Below are 14,832 nucleotides of genomic sequence, written 5' to 3'. Positions count from 1 at the left end.
AGAAAGTACGAGCTAGGCATTGTGGTGACTAGTACGTTCTCGTACAATTTACTACATGGGGCAGGGTCACCGGCCCCGGTAGGCCACTCAGGGGGTGCCATGAACCGCAGGATCACCGTCGCAGAGTTCCTGGTCAGGCGCGGCCTTCCCGCCGACTGGGCGTACGGCTCCCCGCTCGGACGCGTCGCCGCCCGGATCTACCGCGCCACCTACGGCCGCGAGCCCGCCCGCGCCTTCCAGTTCATCAACGGCCACTTCCGGCCGGTCATGACCTACGCGCCCGACGAGGAGCACGTGCTCGCCCAGGCGTGGGAGCAGTACGGGTGCACGGCCGGACGGTACGTGTACCGGCCCCGCCCGGCGACCCGCGCGCCCCGTACCGGCCCGGTCTGGCACGGCAGCGGCGACGCCATGCGGTGGACGCCGCCCACCGGCCCCCTGCGCAGCCACCCGTAACCCCGCACCACCGACCGTGAGAGGACGGCCATGGACACACTGTTCCGCTCCCTGGACCTGATCGAGCCCGGCGACCTGGTGATCTACCACGGCACCCTGACGGACTGCCACGGCCTGTGGCTCGCCGTCCCGTGCCCGTGCGACCTGTGCCGGGCCATGGACCGCATGGGCTTCGCGGACGTCCGCTTCGCGCTGGTCGACCCGTGGGGCGAGCTGTCCGGCCCCGTTCACGCCCGCCGCGCGTCCATCACCCGCTCCGCCGCCAGCGCCTGACACCCGATCACCCAGAGGGGAAGACCATCGTGACCATCACCGACGTCAACACCGCGTTCGCCGCAGAGAAGACCACGCAGCTCGCCGCCGCCCGCGAGCAGGAGCGGGCGTTCCAGGCCCGCGTCGACCGGGGCGAGATCCGCATGATCAGCCCCGACCGGTACGAGGTGCTCACCGGCTGGGACCGGGGCGAAGTCTTCACCGTCTCCCGCAACGCCCAGGGGCAGATCGCCGCGATCATCGCTCAGCACGGGCTCGACACCCGCGCCGACGGCACGATCGCCCTGTACGCGTCGTCACCCGCCTGGCACGGCCTGGGACAGATCATCCCCGACGGCACCACGGACATCGACACCGTGCTCGCCCTGTCCGGCCTCGACTTCGACGTGACCACCGTCCCCGCCCTGTACCTGTGGGACGGGCAGCTGCGGGAGCACGCCGACCAGCAGCACACCGTCCGCACCGACACCGGCGCCGCCCTCGGAGCCGTCGGCGCCCGCTACACCCCTATCCAGAACCGGCAGGGCTTCGAGTTCCTGCAAGAGCTGGTGGGCCGCTACGACGTCGTCTGGGAGTCGGCCGGGCTGCTGCGCGGCGGCCGCCGGGTGTTCATCTCCATCCGCCTCCCCGAAGCGGTCCGGGTCGACGCCGACGGCATCAACGACATCGTGGTCCCGTACGTGGCCGTGATGAACGACCACACCGGGAACGGCCAGTTCCAGTGCGTGGTGACCCCGTGGCGGCCGGTCTGCGCCAACACCGAACGCTTCGCCGTCCGCGACGCCGTCACCCGCTGGGCAGTCCGCCACACCATCGGCGCCACCTCACAGATCAAGGAAGCCCGCCGCACCCTCGGACTGTCCGCCCAGTACTTCGAGCAGTTCAGCGCCGAAGAGACCGCCCTCGCCCGCACGGACATCGCCCTGGACGACTTCCAGCGCGTGATCGCCGACCTGTGGCCCCTGGACGACGACGCCACCCGCCGCACCCGCACCAACCACGCCCACCGCAACGACGCCCTCACCGAGCGGTTCACCACGGAGACTGCCCGCGTCGGCCGCACCGCCTACGCCGCAGAGCGCGCGATCACCGGCTACCTCGATCACGTCGCTCCCCGCCGCCCCGGCAAGACCATGACCGAGGAGATCGCCCGCGCGACTGCCGCCATCGAGGGCGCCGACGACGACACGAAGACCAAGGCCCACAAGCGGCTCCTGCTCCTGCGCCAGACCTGAGCCCACAGACCGGCGGCCGGGCTTCCTCCCCCCCCGGCCCGGCCGCCCTCCCAGGGCCGCGCCCCGCCCCTCCCCCCGCCGGGGCGCGGCCCGAACAACTCAACACCGAGCCTCCGTAGCTCAGCGGTAGAGCAGCCCTCTTATAAGGGGAAGCGCGCCGGTTCGAATCCGGCCGGAGGTACTCCAATCACCTGTCCCGCGACTGGAGATGCCATGACCGAGACCACGGTCACCCCGTACCCCGACACCCCCGCCGCCGTAGCGGCCGCCGTCCTGGACGCCATTGAGGCCGAACCGGGCGCTTTCGACATGTCCACCTGGTTCTGGAGCTCCAACGCCACCTCCCTGCCCCCGCAGCAGACCCCCGACTGCGGCACCACGATGTGCGCCGCCGGATGGGCCGCCCACCTCACCGGCTGGACCCTGCGCGGCACCGTGGCGACCAAGGACGGCCAGGTGCGTGAGATCGAGGACGTCGCCCGCAAGGCCCTCGGACTCAAGACCGACAGCCTCTTCTACACGAACGCCGACGACGCCATCGAGACGCTCCGCACCATCGCCGGTCGCTGACCGCCCACAGACCGCCCGGCGGCCGGACACGCGACCGCGCCCCCAGCGCCAGACTCGCTTCCCGCCGCCGGGCCCCAACCACCCGGAGCACTTCATGACGACGCCCGACCGGATCGCCTCCCAGGCCGCCGAACGCGTCCGCCAGTTCAACCACGCCACCATCGTGACCGGCGACAGCTGGCAGTACCCGCCGCACGCGTACGCCGCGATCGGCCAGCTCGCCCACCTCGCCCGCATGCTGCCGCAGGCCATCGAGCAGACCGCCCTCCCCGTGGAGCACACCCACAAGGCGGGCCGGGTCCTCATCGACGGGGGCAGCGACCCGGCCCCTGCCGTGGAGCACCTGCGCGAGGCGGTGAAGACCGCCTCGGACATCGCCGGCCTCCTCGCCCAGGCTCTCGATCACGTGCACTCCGCCTCCCGCTCCATGGGCCTGGACACCCGCGGCCTGCCCGAGTTCGAGGACTGAACGTCGTGACCGGCCGCGCCTGCCACCACGTCATCGCCCACTGGACCGACCAGGAGGAGCGGAAGCAGATCACCGACGCCATCGCCTACGCCCGCCAGGTCGGCGACCTCCAGGCGCTGCCGCTGCTCCTCGCCCGCCTCACCCAACCCTGCGACGCTCGCAACACCCCGAAGGACACCGACTGATGACCAGCCGCCGACCTCTGCTGCTCCTGGACGTGGACGGTCCCCTGAACCCGTTCGCCGCGCCGCCACACCGGCGCCCGGCCGGGTACGGGACGCACCGACTGAAGCCGGACACGTGGATCGCCCAGCACGACCGCTTGCCCGAGCACCGCGTGAAGCCCCTCCGGGTGTGGCTCAACCCCGCCCACGGGCCCGCCCTCCAGGCCCTGCCGTTCGACCTCGTGTGGGCCACCACGTGGGAGCACGACGCCAACGAGTGGATCGGCTGGCGCATCGGCCTCCCACGCACCGAGGACCTCCCGGTGATCGAGTTCGGCGACCAGTTCGTCAGCCGCCCCGACGGCACGTACGTGAAGACGTGGCGGGTCGTGGAGTACTCGGCCGGCCGCCCGTTCGCGTGGGTCGACGACCAGATCACCGCCGTCGACCAGGCGTACGTCGACCGGCACCACGACGGGCCCGCGCTCCTGCACTGGGTCGACCCCGCCAAGGGCCTCACCGACGACGACTTCGCCGCGCTCACCGCCTGGGCTGCGCGGCTCGACACCGACACCCCGAAGGAGAACGCCTGATGGCCACCGCGCGCCAGACTGACCCGCGCCTACAGATCATGACGGAGACCATCGAGGGCCTCATCCCCAGAGCAACGCCGGCGGCCCTCTCCGTCGCCGTGACCGAGGCCCTGCCGGGTCTGGGCGAGCGCAGCAACACCTGGACCGGCAGCCCGGCCGGGCATGCCGAGAGGCTGTTCACCGCCCTGTACGGACGCCCGGCCGCCGGTGACCCGCTGAGCCCGCTCGCCCAGGCTGAGGACGCCAAGCGCGCCCGCGACATCGTCGGGGAGATGGCGGCTCTCCAGCGGGGACACGCCGACCTGACGGCCGCGCCTTGGTACCCGGCCCGCCCCGGGGACCTGGTCCACGTCCACTACGAGGCCGGTGGCCTGTCGGACGCCTTCGGCGAGACCTACCTCATCACGGCCGGCACCGACGGCTTCCTGTCCATGCAGCTGCTGTGCCACACCCTGTCCGCGACCGAGGACGCGGAGGGCATGGTCGGTTGCTTCGCCGTCGACGACGACCCGGACCCGCTGATGGAGCTGTGGTTCGAGGCCGGGCCGCACCGGCTGACCATCGTCCGTGACGGCCGTCCCGTCCACTCCGGAGGTGCCTGATGGCCACGGGCCCGGATCACTACCGCGAGGCTGAGCGCCTCCAGCAGCAGGCCGACACCTGGGAGAACGCCGACACCGGCTGGAAGGCCCACCTGTCCACCGACGAGCGGCTCGCCCGCCGCAACGCTGACCTCCTCGCCGGGCTGGTGCATGCCGTCCTCGCCAACGCGGCCGCCACCGCCCTCAACGACCACGCCACCGACGGCGGGGGCATGCCGCTGGAGGACTACAACGCGTGGGTCGACGCGGCCGCAGTGTGGAAGCCGAAGCGCCGGGGCGGTGAGACCCCGTGAGCACGCCGACGACACCTCGCGAGAGGTTGACGGCCATCGTATCGATGGAGGTCGGGGACGCGATCTGTGACGAGCAGCTGGACGCCTACCGCCAGGAGAACCGCGCGGAAGCGATCCACGAGGCCGCCGACGACATCGACGTGGACGACTACTGCGGCTGCGGCGGTTGCAGCAGCTGCGTGATGCAGGCGGCCGCCGCTCTCCTGCGGGAGAAGGCCGGTCAACCGGCCACGCCGCTGGTCGTGTCCCGCTTCGACGTGGCCATGGAGCCCGCCCCAGAGGAAGAGCCGGTCCTGACGATCGGAGCCATCGCCGCGAACGGCCGCCCGGTGGCGCTGCTCCTCGATGAGGAGACCCGCCGGAAGGTCGCCGGGTGGGTCGCGCCGACGGAGGCCGGGGGGAAGAGCAGCCACGAGGCCGACGCCACTCCCCAGCCGTACCGAGAGGTGTGGGACCCGAGCCTGCCGCCCGGCGGCCGTGTTTGCTCGATCTGTGGGCAGCCCGTGGAGTCCGAGCCGTGCCCCGAGCATGCGCCGGACTTCTTCCAGGTGAACCACACGTACCGGCACAGCCGTTGGTCGTTCCGCGTGGACGCCGTCACTACCCACCCGGACACCGGCGCGCGAGCCGCCCTCGGCTGGTGGAAGTTCGCTCGGGGGGAGTGGACGTCGTTCACCGCGAGCGAAGCCCACTGGCGCGACGGCTGGCGCGACATCACCGAACCGGCGCGCGCCAGTGAGCCGCCGTCGTGCGCCACCGACGACTCTCCGGGGGAGGGGACGTGAGCCAGCCGCCCGCCATGACGGTAGACGTGCGCCAGTCGCTCGTGCGCCAGCTCATCGAGCAGGACCCGACCTTGAGCGCCAGGAAGATCGCAGGTCAGATCGGAGTCGGGAAGGACACCGTGCGCCGCGACCTCGAAGCGATCCGCCGCGAGGACGCCGCCGCCGCGCCACAGCCGGCCCCCAGCGAGCCGGAGCCCGCGCCAGACGATGACCGCCTGGTCCTCGTGCTCGATGAGCCCCTGCGCCAGGCCCTCGCCGTCCTCCGCGCCAGCCGCGCCAGGCCCGACACCCACCGCGAGAACGTCGCCGCCGCGCGCGCCGCCATCCGCGCCATGGCCGACACGATCACGGAGCAGACCCGGCCATGACCCGCCCGCACGGCTACGCCCGCTACCGGCTCGACGGCTGCCGCTGCTACACCTGCGGCTGGGCAGTCGCCCAGTACAACGACGCCCGCGAGCACGCCATGCGACGTGGTACCTGGCAGCCGTGGACGGACGCGGAACCCGTCCGCGTCCACATCCGGAACCTCCAGGACTGCGAGATGGGCCTGCGCACCATCGCGGCCCACGCCGGCGTCAACCGGAAGCGGCTCCAGGCCGTGCTGCACGGCCGGCCCGAGCGCGGGACGCCACCGCAGCGCCAAGTGCGCCCCGCCTTCGCTGCCGCCGTCCTCGCCGTCGAACCCGCCCTGGAGAACCTCGCCCCTCACACGCCGATCAGCCCGCTGGGGACCCGCCGCCGCGCCCACGCCCTGGTCGCCGTCGGCTGGCCCCAGCAGCACCTTGCCGCGCATCTCGGCATGAACCCCGGCAACTTCGGCACGATGCTGGTCCGCGATCACGTCCTGGTGCGCCGCGCCCTCGCCGTACGCGCCATGTACGACGCCCTGTGGCGCGCGGACCCGGCAGACCACGGCGCCACCCCGGGCGGCATCACCCGCGCCCGGAAGTACGCCGCCGACCGCGACTGGGCGCCGCCCGGCGCGTGGGACGACGACACCATCGACGACCCCGACGCCTGGCCCGACTGGACCGGGAAGTGCGGCACCGTCGAAGGGTTCTGGGCGCACCGCTACATCACCGCACCCCCGTGCCAGCCGTGCCGCGACGCCTTCAACGCCGACGGCCGCGCCCGCAAGGCAGCTGCCAAGGAAGGAACGACCGCATGAACTACCGCCCGTACCCCAGTGTCGACCGCGCCCTCGCCCAGCTGGAGCGCGGACGCGTGCCTGCACTTGTCACGACGCTGCGCATCGACACCAGCACCCTGGAGGCCGCCCTCAGCCGCTTCAGGGAGGGCGCCGCGCCCCGGTCGTCGGTCGTCGGATGGATCGATGAGCACCTGGCCGCCGACCTCCAGCTGACCGACTGGCAGCGCCGGGTCCTCACCACTGTCGCCGGGCCTACCCCAGCGCCGGCCGTGCTGCCCGCGCCCGTCGACCGCCGCGCCGTCCTCCGCGAAGCCGCCGACCGGATCGACAACGAGGAACTGCCGCCGGACTACGTGGACATGTTCGACAACGGCGCGCGGTGGGCCGCGAAGCTGCTGCGTCGTGTGGCCGACGAGACGGCAGCCACCGAGACGCAGGCCGACGCCATGGCCGCACTCAGGACCATCCGCCGCGACATGGACACCGCCCGCAGCGGCGGCGACGAGTGGGCCTCGGAGTGGTTCGGCGACGTCTGGTCCCAGTTCCCCCTGGCGCTGCGCGCCGCTGCTGGCGACGAGGACGCTGCCACCGAGCTGGCCGCCGCCGCGCGGCAGCACGCGGCATTGCCCGCTACCGCAGACCTCTTCACCGGGCCTCAGTGGGATACCTACGACCCCGAGGCCGAAGAGATCGAGCGCGACATCCAGCGGGACGCACATATCCCAGCCCGCGCCGACAACCCCGGCTCGATGACTCCGTTGCCCGACGACGCTGCGCGGCAGGACGGGGCGCAGCCGTGACCGCGCCCCTCCAGATACGCTCCGCCAGCTTCCCGCCGGCCGGGTTCAGCACCGCCCCGCCCGTACGCGCCTGGGCGGCCTGGTGCGGCCCGTGCGGGCACGGCGAGCACTCCCTACTCATCGGCCGGTCCGCACGCCTGGACAGGGCAGGATGGGACACCTGCATGGCCGCCGCGCACGCCCACGCCACCCAGCACACGAACGGAGGACGACTGTGATCGACTCCCGTGACCGCGTCGACGTGGTCCTGGACGTCTACGTGGAGGAGGACGCGTACCGCGTCCGCATGGTCGGCGTCTTCCAGCCCGGCCAGCCCGTGCCGCCCGTCCCGGCCGGGGCCACCCGGAACACCGTCCAGACGTTCCTGGACGTGAAGATCGACGTCCGCGCCTTCGCCCTCGGAAGGACGGTGGGCAACGGTGACCGCTGACCTGGTGGCGTTCCTACGCGCTCGCCTGGACGCAGACGAGCAGGCCGCCCAGGACGCCGGCGGCAAGGCGTGGAAGTGGGAGCAGCACTACGGCGACATGTGCAACGACCCCACGTGCGAGTACGGCGAGCTGGCCACCGACGACACCGTCCTGATGAACGTCCACGGCTACGACATCCGCTCACCGTGGCAGGGCGCCGCGCACATCGAGCGGCACCACCCGGCGCGCGTGCTCGCCGACATCGAAGCCACGCGGAAGATCGTGGACGGATTGGCTGAGCTGGACGCCAACCCAGCGCTTCTTACGGACGCCGCACTCCACCTCCAGCGGCACGTCCTGCTCTCGGTCGTTCTCCAGTTGGCCGCTGTCCACGCCGGTCACCCCGACTACCGGCCGGAGTGGCGGCCGTGAGTGCCCCGGACGACCCCCGCTTCGAGTGGATCGAATGCCCCACGGCTAGCGGTCCCACCGAGTGGGTCCGCGGCGCCTGCAACCACCTGGTGCCAGTGGAGGTCCGCGGCACCGTCGACGGCGAGCTGCTCGCCTACCTGTGCACCGACTGCGACCACCAGCTGCCCGCCAACCAGAAGGGAATCCCGTCATGAGTGACCGTGTGACCGTCCGCGTCCTGCTGCTCTTCGGCGACCAGGCCGAAGTCGTCGCCGACGTCCCGCCCCAGGAGCGCGCCGCGCCAGAGCGCTACCCGGCCGCGATGATCGCCGAGGAGGCCGGCCTGGAGGTCTCCGAGCTGCCCGGCGCGCGGCTGACGGCGACCGTCGGCGTGGATGATCGGCTGTCCGACTGGCGCCGCGCCTGATCGTCAACGGCCCTTCCCCTGCTCGGGTTTGGGCCGTTTTCTTCGGCCCAAAGTGTTGCAAAGCGATGCGTGAGCCATCATACTGGAAGCAGAGGGAAGGGGCCGCAATCCCCGACCTTCGCCACCACAACTCCAGAGAGGACGGACATCATGTCTGACGAGTTCGAGCGGGAGACCCAGAACCTGGGCAACGCGCTCCTCGGGATCTACACCACGATCATGCGAGTGTGCGGGTTCCTCCCGATCCCGATCAGCCTCCCGACCTTCGAAGAGGACGTGCTCCACGGCGAGCAGATGATCGAGGGCGTCACCCGAGTCATCGACCTCATCGAAGACGAACCGATCGACGAGATCATCCAGGCAGGGATCTGGGGAGGGTGCCTCCACTGGCTCTCCGCAGCCCACCTCTACAGCAGGTGGATGGAACACCACGAGCACCTGGTGAGCCTGGAGATCCGGATCAACCTCGTGACCGCCGGTGACACGCTCCACGCCGTAGCCCACGAGCTGATCGACCCCCAGGAGTGACCAAGAGGGCCCCCGGCAACCAGCCGGGGGCCCTCCCGTAAGACCAACGACCGACAGGGGCCGGGCCGAAACCCACGGGCGCGAACGCCCGGCGCAATGCCCCTGCCGGTCACCACCATCCACAAGGGACGGACACCCCCATGGTAGACACCCCGCCCGGCGAGACGTACGCGCAGATCGCCGCCCGCCACGGCCGCAGCCTCGCCCGCGTCCGCAACGTCTGGGCACGCCACCCCGCCTGGCCCGCCCCCATCGGCAAGGACGGCAAGCAGCTGCTCTTCGACCCCGCCGCCGTCGACCAGGCCGTACGCGAGCACCTCGAACGCCCCCCGGCCGACCTGGAGCCCACCCGCCTCTACACCGCGAAGGAGATCGAGCAGCTGACCGGCATCACGGCCGCCACCATCCGCGCCGAACGCACCAAGACCCGCCCCGACGGCACGCCACGCTGGCCCGCCCCCGACGACACCCAGGGCCGTGCCCACCGCTGGACCGGCGCCACCGTCGCCCAGGCCCTCGCAGGGCGCCGCACCTACCGCAAGACCGAGGAAGGATGACCCCCATGGCCAAGGACCGCCCCTGGAACCGGCAACCCGAGCCGCGCCCAACTCCAGAGCCCGCCAGCGAGTCGGACAGCCAGTTCGTCCGCGAGCCGATGCCGGAGCTCCACCACCCCGGGATCGCCGGCCTTCAGATCCACGACATGACTGACGCTGAGGTCCGGGCCTACTGCCTGGCCTGGGCTCGGATGTGCCTCGCACGCTACGACATCACCCTCCACCGCTCCGAAGACCTGGAGCTGGCCGCCCGGTACGCGCAGATCGCCCAGGCGTTCCGGACTGACTGACGGCACGCCGAGCTTTGCGAAGCCCACCATTGAAAGTGCTCCGCAATTGATTCGAGACATCAGATTGACGAAAGAGCTGCGCGCCCCAATTGGTGGGCGCTAATCTCGTGTCACACGCCTAATGCATCTAGATGTGCATTGGGCGGGGCCGGCGTCGGGTCAGTGTCCCGTAGTCGGCCTGTAAGGAAGGTGACAGAAGAGAGGGGCCGAAGTCGATCATCACTCGACTCCGGCCCATCCACGCACGCCGCCGGATCAGGCGTGACCTGCGCTGGCCATATCAGCGAGCAGCTGAAGTAGCGCTACGACAAAGCACAGGAAGCCCCAGTCCGGCGGCTCTTCCTCATTAGGCATGCCATCACCTCCTTCCATGATCATCGGAAAGGAGATGACGCCCATCGGTGCGTCACGGATGAACCTAAACCGGCTGCACGGGGCCGGTGGCGGCATGCGAGAAAGCTTCCTTAACTGATCAATAGCTGACCGCAATTGACGGCTCTACTGGTCGAACACAGTGTCGTACGCTGATATGCGAGCCCTTGATAGGGCAGGCGTGCCGGGCGTCCGTACACCGCCCGCGTCACGGGTGGGCCGCGCGAACCCGTGCGCCCGGGAGGGGTAGAACCCCGGCCCACCCACAAGCCTCCGGAGGACCGCATGCGCATCGAGTTCGAGCAGCACGCCGACCCCGGCGCCACGTTCGCCCCCGACGCGTTCGCCAGCGCCATCGGCGACCACCAGACCGTGAGGGTCGGCGGGGCGTGGCACGAGGCTCCGCTCCTGGCCGCCAAGGTCGCCGACGACGGCACCTTCGTGCGGCTCACGATAGAACTCCCTGACGGCGCCCTGCCCCAGCCACCCGCCGCGCCCGGCTCCTTCGGCTTCCGCAGCGACCAGCAGTCCGCGACTCTCTCGCCGGGATCGGTGCCGCCAGAGATGGCCCGCCGCTACCCGCCGGTGCTCCTTGAGCAGGTCAACCAGCCGCGCGGCGTGAGGAAGCCCCGGTAGCTGGCCGACGGCCAGGCGGCACGTACGTCACAACCCCGTCACACCCCCTGCACGTGCGCTCCACGGCACGCCACAATGCGGCGCATGTCCGACCTCGCCGCCAGATCCTGGCGCCCCTCCCGTACGCAGAAGATCATCGCTGCCCTTGTCCTGCTCCTCATCTGGACGGCGATCGCCGACACCTGGACCGACAAGGGCTGCACGCTGCCCCAGGGCTACCGGTTCGTCATCACCCACGGCGGCAGCCCCGACCGCGACCAGGGCTGCGAAGACGAACCCGGCGGGCCCGAGTACACCGACACCTACTACGGATAGGTACACAGCCCGTGGCAGACGACCCACCGGAGGAGATCGAGCTCGCGTACAGCGGGCTGGAGGCCCTCGCACAGCTCGCCGACAGCGCCACCGACATCACCCCGGCGGACAGCGATGCACGACCGCTGTTCGTCGCTTGGGGACTGCTGGCCACCGTGCACCGCCAGGGCGCCGCAGTCGTCCTCCTGCACCGCCACGGCCTCGGTCACGAGACAGCTCCCAACCGGCGCAGCATGCTCGAACATGCCGCCCAAATATGGTGGTTGGCCGAAGACGGCTCAGACGCCGTGGACAGCATGAACCATGCGCTGAAGCACACGCAGCAGAAACTGCGCGAGGCAGCCGACGGTGCAGGCATCGCATACGACGCCAGCGTCGCCGATGCCGTCCAAGCGGCGGTCCTACCCCCGAGCGCGGCTCAGACGTACAACAACATCGGCCACCTGCTCAAGCGGATCGGCCCCCCACTGCACGCCATCTATGTGGGAGAGAGCATGCTCGCCCACGCCTCGCTCACATCGGCGGAACGCTTCTACTCCGGCCCGGAGACGGACACCGTGGAACTGCTGAGCGATCCACGCTACCCGGAGGACGCCCCGGGCCCAGACGTCCGGGCCCCGTACATCGCTCTGGTGCTGGTCTGGTTTGCGATGTCGTCGTTCAACCGGCTGCTGGCAGGGCAGCCGTGGACGAATGCCCTGCAACGCATCGCTGCTGACGCTGGCATCGAGGACCACGCGACCCCTACCGCCCAGGGCGGGCACCCAATGACGTAGGCACACTGGAGGCGTGAGCACCACGCGTACCGGACGTGACGGCCGGCCCCTCGTCACCACCGCCCAGGCCGCCTACTCCCTCGGCATGCGCCCCGCCCAGTTCCGCAGCTGGGCACGCCGCCGCACCATCACCCCGGCCGGCTCCACGCCCAACCCCAGCCGTGGCCAGGCCCTCGCACTGTGGGACCTCGCCGACATCACCGACGCCGCACAGCAGCAGGCAGCCTGACCGCCACGTGTCAAGGCCCTTGACCAGGCACTACTTGACAGGACATCAGCGCGCACTCATTCTGTGAGACGGTGGCACCGCTGTCGGTAAGGTCTCAACGCCCCACCTGCCACCCTCACAGCCTCACGAGCCCGGCCACCGCGCCGGGCTCGCTGCGTTCCAAGGGGGCAGGCATGGAGCAACTCGCCGCCTTCAACCCCCGGGCCTCCCTCGCCGAACTCCACCGCCTCCGCATCCAGGCGCAGGTGTTCGGGGAGGAGACGGACTGCTGGCTCTGCCACCGCCACGCCGACCCGACATACGACGGCACCACACACCCGTGGTCACGCACGGTGGACCAGACCCGCCCCCTCTGGCTGGGCGGCAACCCGTACGAGCGGAGCAACAGCCACCTCGCTCACCGCATCTGCCGAGACATGCGGGCAGCAGCACTCCGGGGCCAGGCGTAGGGGCCAGACCGGGCAGGGCCCCGCCCCACCCGGTCGGCCCCCACCCCCCTGCCCGGCACGGGCAAGGGCAGGCACCCACCCCCTGCATACCCGCCATGCATGGCACCGCATAGTGGATCACCACCTGCATACAGCTCCGCATACTCATGCATCGCATATCCATGCATCGCTATGCACTCACCACCCATCACCGCCCCCAGAACCGTGCGAAACGGACATAGGGTGCGATGAGTGGGCAGGGGAGGGGGGCCTACCCCACGCGAGAACAGGAGCACCCCCGGCGACCCCGCTCCGCTACCCGCCGAGATCCAGTACGGGTCTGGCTGTTCACGCGAACTCAGTTCAGGGTGATTATCCGCATGAGTATGCGCCGTATATTCATGCATGCTTATGCGGTCATCTTCACCGCGAACTGAGTTGGGACCTCTTATCGAGGCGGGGGGGGGATCATGGCCCGTCCGCCGTCGATCTGTCCGGGGTGCCGCCTGCCGGTTCGGGGCCGGTGCCCGCGCTGCGGCTCGGGTGATCAGCGCCGGGTCGTGGCCGGGCCGCGGGCGCGCCAGGGGTACACCCGGCGGGAGCGGATCCGGCGGGCGGACATGGTCCGGGCGCACGTGGAACAGTTCGGGTGGGTTTGTCCCGGCTGGCAGCGTGACTCCCATCCCGCGGAGAACCTCACCGCGGACCACGTCGTCGCCGTCGGCGCCGGCGGCCGCGAGGACGGTGAGCTGCGCGTCCTGTGCCGCGCCTGCAACTCGGCTCGCGGCTCCTCGATGGCCGACACCCGGGCCCCCGGCTTGGACATCGTGCTCGTGGCCGGGCCGCCGTGCGCGGGCAAGAACCGCTACATCAGCGAGCACGCCGACCCGGACGACCTGATCCTGGACCTGGACGCGCTCTCCGAGGCCATGTCGCTGGCGGGGACGTACGAGTTCATCGAAGCGCACCTGCCGATCGTCACCGAGGCCCGGGACGCTGCGCTGGAGCGGCTCCTGCTCGGGAGCCACAAGGTGCGCCGGTGCTGGGTCATCTCGACTGCGCCGGAGCGGAAGCGGCGGGCGTACTACCGGGACCGGTACGGGGCCCGGTCGGTGGTCCTGTGGTGGCCCGAAGAGACGTGCCTGCTGAGGGCGATGAACGAGCGGCCGCCGCAGTGGCAGGAGTACGTGCGCCGCTGGTTCGACCGGTACGAGCAGGACCCGGCAGATGAGGTGCTGCGCAGCTGGCAGCCCGCGGGCGAAGGGAGCGGCAGTGGCGAGGACGCCTGAGCAGGTCACCGTCCGCGTGGACTTCGAGGCGCAGCTGTCCGTGATCCGGCCCGGTGACACGGTCCTGGTGCGCGTGGCCCGCGACACGCCGCCGGTGCAGCTGGAGCGGCTCGCCGACAGGCTGCGCGAGCGGCTGCCCAGCGTGGAAGTGCTCCTGCTGGCCGGGGTCGACGGCATCGACGTGTATCGGCCGGGCGAGGCGGGAGGTCCTGATGGCTGGGACGGGGCCTACTCGGAAGGATCCGGAGAAGCGCCAGCGCCGTAACCGGGCGCAGGGCTTGGAGGCCATCCCCGGGAACGCCGGCGTTGCGGAGCGGCCGGCGCCACCGGCCGGGCTGTCGAAGAGCGTCCGGGACCGGTGGGCGGCGTACTGGGAGTCGCCGGTGGCGCAGTTGGCCGACCGCGTGTCGGATCTGCCCGCGCTGGAGCGCTTGTACCGGCTGTACGACGACTTGGAGAGGTCGCACGCCACGGTGCGGAAGCAGGGGCACATGGTGCGCGGCTACCGGGACCAGACGGTGATGAACCCGCTGCTGAAGCACATGCAGCTGGTGCAGGCCGAAGTGCGGCAGCTGGAGGACCGGTTCGGCCTCAGCCCGCGGGCCCGGCTGTCGCTCGGGGTGACCCTCGGTGAAGCCGCCAAGGGCCTCGCGGACCTCAACGCAGAGTTCATGGCGGGGGGCGAGGACGACGATGACCCCCGCGACGACCCGCGCTTCGACGTCATCGACGGCGAAACCGCTTAGCGCTCCTCGCTCGCTGGGCTGGCCG

General features: G+C 70.9%; 29 protein-coding genes and 1 tRNA gene. All 30 read left to right on the top strand.

Going from position 1 to position 14,832, the window contains the following annotated elements; genetic code table 11:
• Positions 1-99: 99 nt before the first annotated feature.
• The 30 genes from RI578_RS06645 to RI578_RS06500 all read left to right on the top strand — a co-directional run bounded on the left by RI578_RS06645 (position 100) and on the right by RI578_RS06500 (position 14,807).
• Positions 100-456, top strand: a complete 357-nt coding sequence (locus tag RI578_RS06645; protein ID WP_310870205.1) for a hypothetical protein — start codon at positions 100-102, stop codon at positions 454-456.
• A gap of 30 nt (positions 457-486) precedes the next feature.
• Positions 487-729, top strand: coding sequence for a hypothetical protein (locus RI578_RS06640; protein WP_310870204.1), 243 nt, complete (start codon positions 487-489; stop codon positions 727-729).
• Between the two features lie 29 nt (positions 730-758).
• The gene (locus RI578_RS06635; RefSeq protein ID WP_310870203.1) at positions 759-1,964 is read left to right on the top strand and encodes a DUF932 domain-containing protein; all 1,206 of its coding nucleotides are present in this window, start codon (positions 759-761) and stop codon (positions 1,962-1,964) included.
• A gap of 109 nt (positions 1,965-2,073) precedes the next feature.
• Positions 2,074-2,145, top strand: a tRNA-Ile gene (locus RI578_RS06630).
• Between the two features lie 32 nt (positions 2,146-2,177).
• Complete coding sequence (locus tag RI578_RS06625) at positions 2,178-2,534, top strand: hypothetical protein (protein WP_310870202.1); 357 nt, start codon at positions 2,178-2,180, stop codon at positions 2,532-2,534.
• A 94-nt stretch (positions 2,535-2,628) separates the two neighbouring features.
• The gene (locus RI578_RS06620; RefSeq protein WP_310870201.1) at positions 2,629-3,003 is read left to right on the top strand and encodes a hypothetical protein; all 375 of its coding nucleotides are present in this window, start codon (positions 2,629-2,631) and stop codon (positions 3,001-3,003) included.
• A gap of 5 nt (positions 3,004-3,008) precedes the next feature.
• Positions 3,009-3,188 carry a hypothetical protein gene (locus RI578_RS06615; protein WP_310870200.1) on the top strand — a complete coding sequence of 60 codons (180 nt, stop codon included), beginning with the start codon at positions 3,009-3,011 and terminating at the stop codon, positions 3,186-3,188.
• Positions 3,188-3,760, top strand: a complete 573-nt coding sequence (locus RI578_RS06610) for a hypothetical protein (protein WP_310870199.1) — start codon at positions 3,188-3,190, stop codon at positions 3,758-3,760. Before RI578_RS06615 ends, RI578_RS06610 begins: the two co-directional genes overlap by 1 nt.
• Complete coding sequence (locus RI578_RS06605; RefSeq protein WP_310870198.1) at positions 3,760-4,362, top strand: hypothetical protein; 603 nt, start codon at positions 3,760-3,762, stop codon at positions 4,360-4,362. Before RI578_RS06610 ends, RI578_RS06605 begins: the two co-directional genes overlap by 1 nt.
• A complete protein-coding gene (locus RI578_RS06600; RefSeq protein ID WP_310870197.1) occupies positions 4,362-4,655 on the top strand; it encodes a hypothetical protein in 294 nt (97 codons plus the stop codon). The genes RI578_RS06605 and RI578_RS06600 overlap by 1 nt, the downstream gene beginning before the upstream one ends.
• 44 nt (positions 4,656-4,699) lie before the next feature.
• Positions 4,700-5,440, top strand: coding sequence for a hypothetical protein (locus RI578_RS06595; RefSeq protein ID WP_310870196.1), 741 nt, complete (start codon positions 4,700-4,702; stop codon positions 5,438-5,440).
• Positions 5,437-5,808: an HTH domain-containing protein gene (locus RI578_RS06590; RefSeq protein WP_310870195.1), complete on the top strand. Its 372-nt coding sequence runs from the start codon at positions 5,437-5,439 to the stop codon at positions 5,806-5,808. Before RI578_RS06595 ends, RI578_RS06590 begins: the two co-directional genes overlap by 4 nt.
• Positions 5,805-6,611 (top strand): hypothetical protein, encoded by an 807-nt coding sequence (locus RI578_RS06585; RefSeq protein ID WP_310870194.1) that lies wholly within the window; start codon positions 5,805-5,807, stop codon positions 6,609-6,611. Before RI578_RS06590 ends, RI578_RS06585 begins: the two co-directional genes overlap by 4 nt.
• Positions 6,608-7,393, top strand: coding sequence for a hypothetical protein (locus tag RI578_RS06580; protein WP_310870193.1), 786 nt, complete (start codon positions 6,608-6,610; stop codon positions 7,391-7,393). The genes RI578_RS06585 and RI578_RS06580 overlap by 4 nt, the downstream gene beginning before the upstream one ends.
• Positions 7,390-7,611: a hypothetical protein gene (locus RI578_RS06575; protein WP_310870192.1), complete on the top strand. Its 222-nt coding sequence runs from the start codon at positions 7,390-7,392 to the stop codon at positions 7,609-7,611. The genes RI578_RS06580 and RI578_RS06575 overlap by 4 nt, the downstream gene beginning before the upstream one ends.
• A complete protein-coding gene (locus tag RI578_RS06570) occupies positions 7,608-7,823 on the top strand; it encodes a hypothetical protein (protein ID WP_310870191.1) in 216 nt (71 codons plus the stop codon). The genes RI578_RS06575 and RI578_RS06570 overlap by 4 nt, the downstream gene beginning before the upstream one ends.
• The gene (locus RI578_RS06565; RefSeq protein ID WP_310870190.1) at positions 7,813-8,235 is read left to right on the top strand and encodes a DUF6221 family protein; all 423 of its coding nucleotides are present in this window, start codon (positions 7,813-7,815) and stop codon (positions 8,233-8,235) included. Before RI578_RS06570 ends, RI578_RS06565 begins: the two co-directional genes overlap by 11 nt.
• Positions 8,232-8,429 carry a hypothetical protein gene (locus RI578_RS06560; protein ID WP_310870189.1) on the top strand — a complete coding sequence of 66 codons (198 nt, stop codon included), beginning with the start codon at positions 8,232-8,234 and terminating at the stop codon, positions 8,427-8,429. The genes RI578_RS06565 and RI578_RS06560 overlap by 4 nt, the downstream gene beginning before the upstream one ends.
• The gene (locus RI578_RS06555) at positions 8,426-8,641 is read left to right on the top strand and encodes a hypothetical protein (RefSeq protein WP_310870188.1); all 216 of its coding nucleotides are present in this window, start codon (positions 8,426-8,428) and stop codon (positions 8,639-8,641) included. The genes RI578_RS06560 and RI578_RS06555 overlap by 4 nt, the downstream gene beginning before the upstream one ends.
• A 150-nt stretch (positions 8,642-8,791) precedes the next feature.
• Positions 8,792-9,169 carry a hypothetical protein gene (locus tag RI578_RS06550; protein WP_310870187.1) on the top strand — a complete coding sequence of 126 codons (378 nt, stop codon included), beginning with the start codon at positions 8,792-8,794 and terminating at the stop codon, positions 9,167-9,169.
• A gap of 140 nt (positions 9,170-9,309) precedes the next feature.
• On the top strand, positions 9,310-9,726 hold the full coding sequence (locus RI578_RS06545) for a hypothetical protein (protein WP_310870186.1): 417 nt from the start codon (positions 9,310-9,312) through the stop codon (positions 9,724-9,726).
• Positions 9,727-9,731: 5 nt separating this feature from the next.
• Complete coding sequence (locus RI578_RS06540; RefSeq protein WP_310870185.1) at positions 9,732-10,016, top strand: hypothetical protein; 285 nt, start codon at positions 9,732-9,734, stop codon at positions 10,014-10,016.
• Positions 10,017-10,673: 657 nt separating this feature from the next.
• Entirely contained in the window at positions 10,674-11,024 is a 351-nt protein-coding gene (locus RI578_RS06535) for a hypothetical protein (protein ID WP_310870184.1), read from the top strand.
• Positions 11,025-11,108: 84 nt separating this feature from the next.
• The gene (locus tag RI578_RS06530; protein ID WP_310870183.1) at positions 11,109-11,339 is read left to right on the top strand and encodes a hypothetical protein; all 231 of its coding nucleotides are present in this window, start codon (positions 11,109-11,111) and stop codon (positions 11,337-11,339) included.
• An 11-nt stretch (positions 11,340-11,350) separates the two neighbouring features.
• Entirely contained in the window at positions 11,351-12,115 is a 765-nt protein-coding gene (locus RI578_RS06525; protein WP_310870182.1) for a DUF5677 domain-containing protein, read from the top strand.
• Between the two features lie 13 nt (positions 12,116-12,128).
• Positions 12,129-12,344, top strand: a complete 216-nt coding sequence (locus tag RI578_RS06520; RefSeq protein WP_310870181.1) for a hypothetical protein — start codon at positions 12,129-12,131, stop codon at positions 12,342-12,344.
• 173 nt (positions 12,345-12,517) lie between these two features.
• On the top strand, positions 12,518-12,793 hold the full coding sequence (locus RI578_RS06515) for a hypothetical protein (RefSeq protein ID WP_310870180.1): 276 nt from the start codon (positions 12,518-12,520) through the stop codon (positions 12,791-12,793).
• A 539-nt stretch (positions 12,794-13,332) separates the two neighbouring features.
• Positions 13,333-14,061: a hypothetical protein gene (locus RI578_RS06510; protein ID WP_310870179.1), complete on the top strand. Its 729-nt coding sequence runs from the start codon at positions 13,333-13,335 to the stop codon at positions 14,059-14,061.
• The gene (locus tag RI578_RS06505; RefSeq protein WP_310870178.1) at positions 14,045-14,326 is read left to right on the top strand and encodes a hypothetical protein; all 282 of its coding nucleotides are present in this window, start codon (positions 14,045-14,047) and stop codon (positions 14,324-14,326) included. The genes RI578_RS06510 and RI578_RS06505 overlap by 17 nt, the downstream gene beginning before the upstream one ends.
• Before the next feature lie 13 nt (positions 14,327-14,339).
• The gene (locus RI578_RS06500) at positions 14,340-14,807 is read left to right on the top strand and encodes a P27 family phage terminase small subunit (protein ID WP_310870177.1); all 468 of its coding nucleotides are present in this window, start codon (positions 14,340-14,342) and stop codon (positions 14,805-14,807) included.
• Positions 14,808-14,832: the final 25 nt, after the last annotated feature.

It is taken from the genome of Streptomyces sp. BB1-1-1, assembly GCF_031597775.1.
Taxonomy (GTDB): Bacteria; Actinomycetota; Actinomycetes; order Streptomycetales; family Streptomycetaceae; genus Streptomyces; species Streptomyces thinghirensis.
The sequence above is the reverse complement of the archived record's forward strand: the minus strand, read 5'-3'. Positions and strand labels throughout refer to the sequence as shown.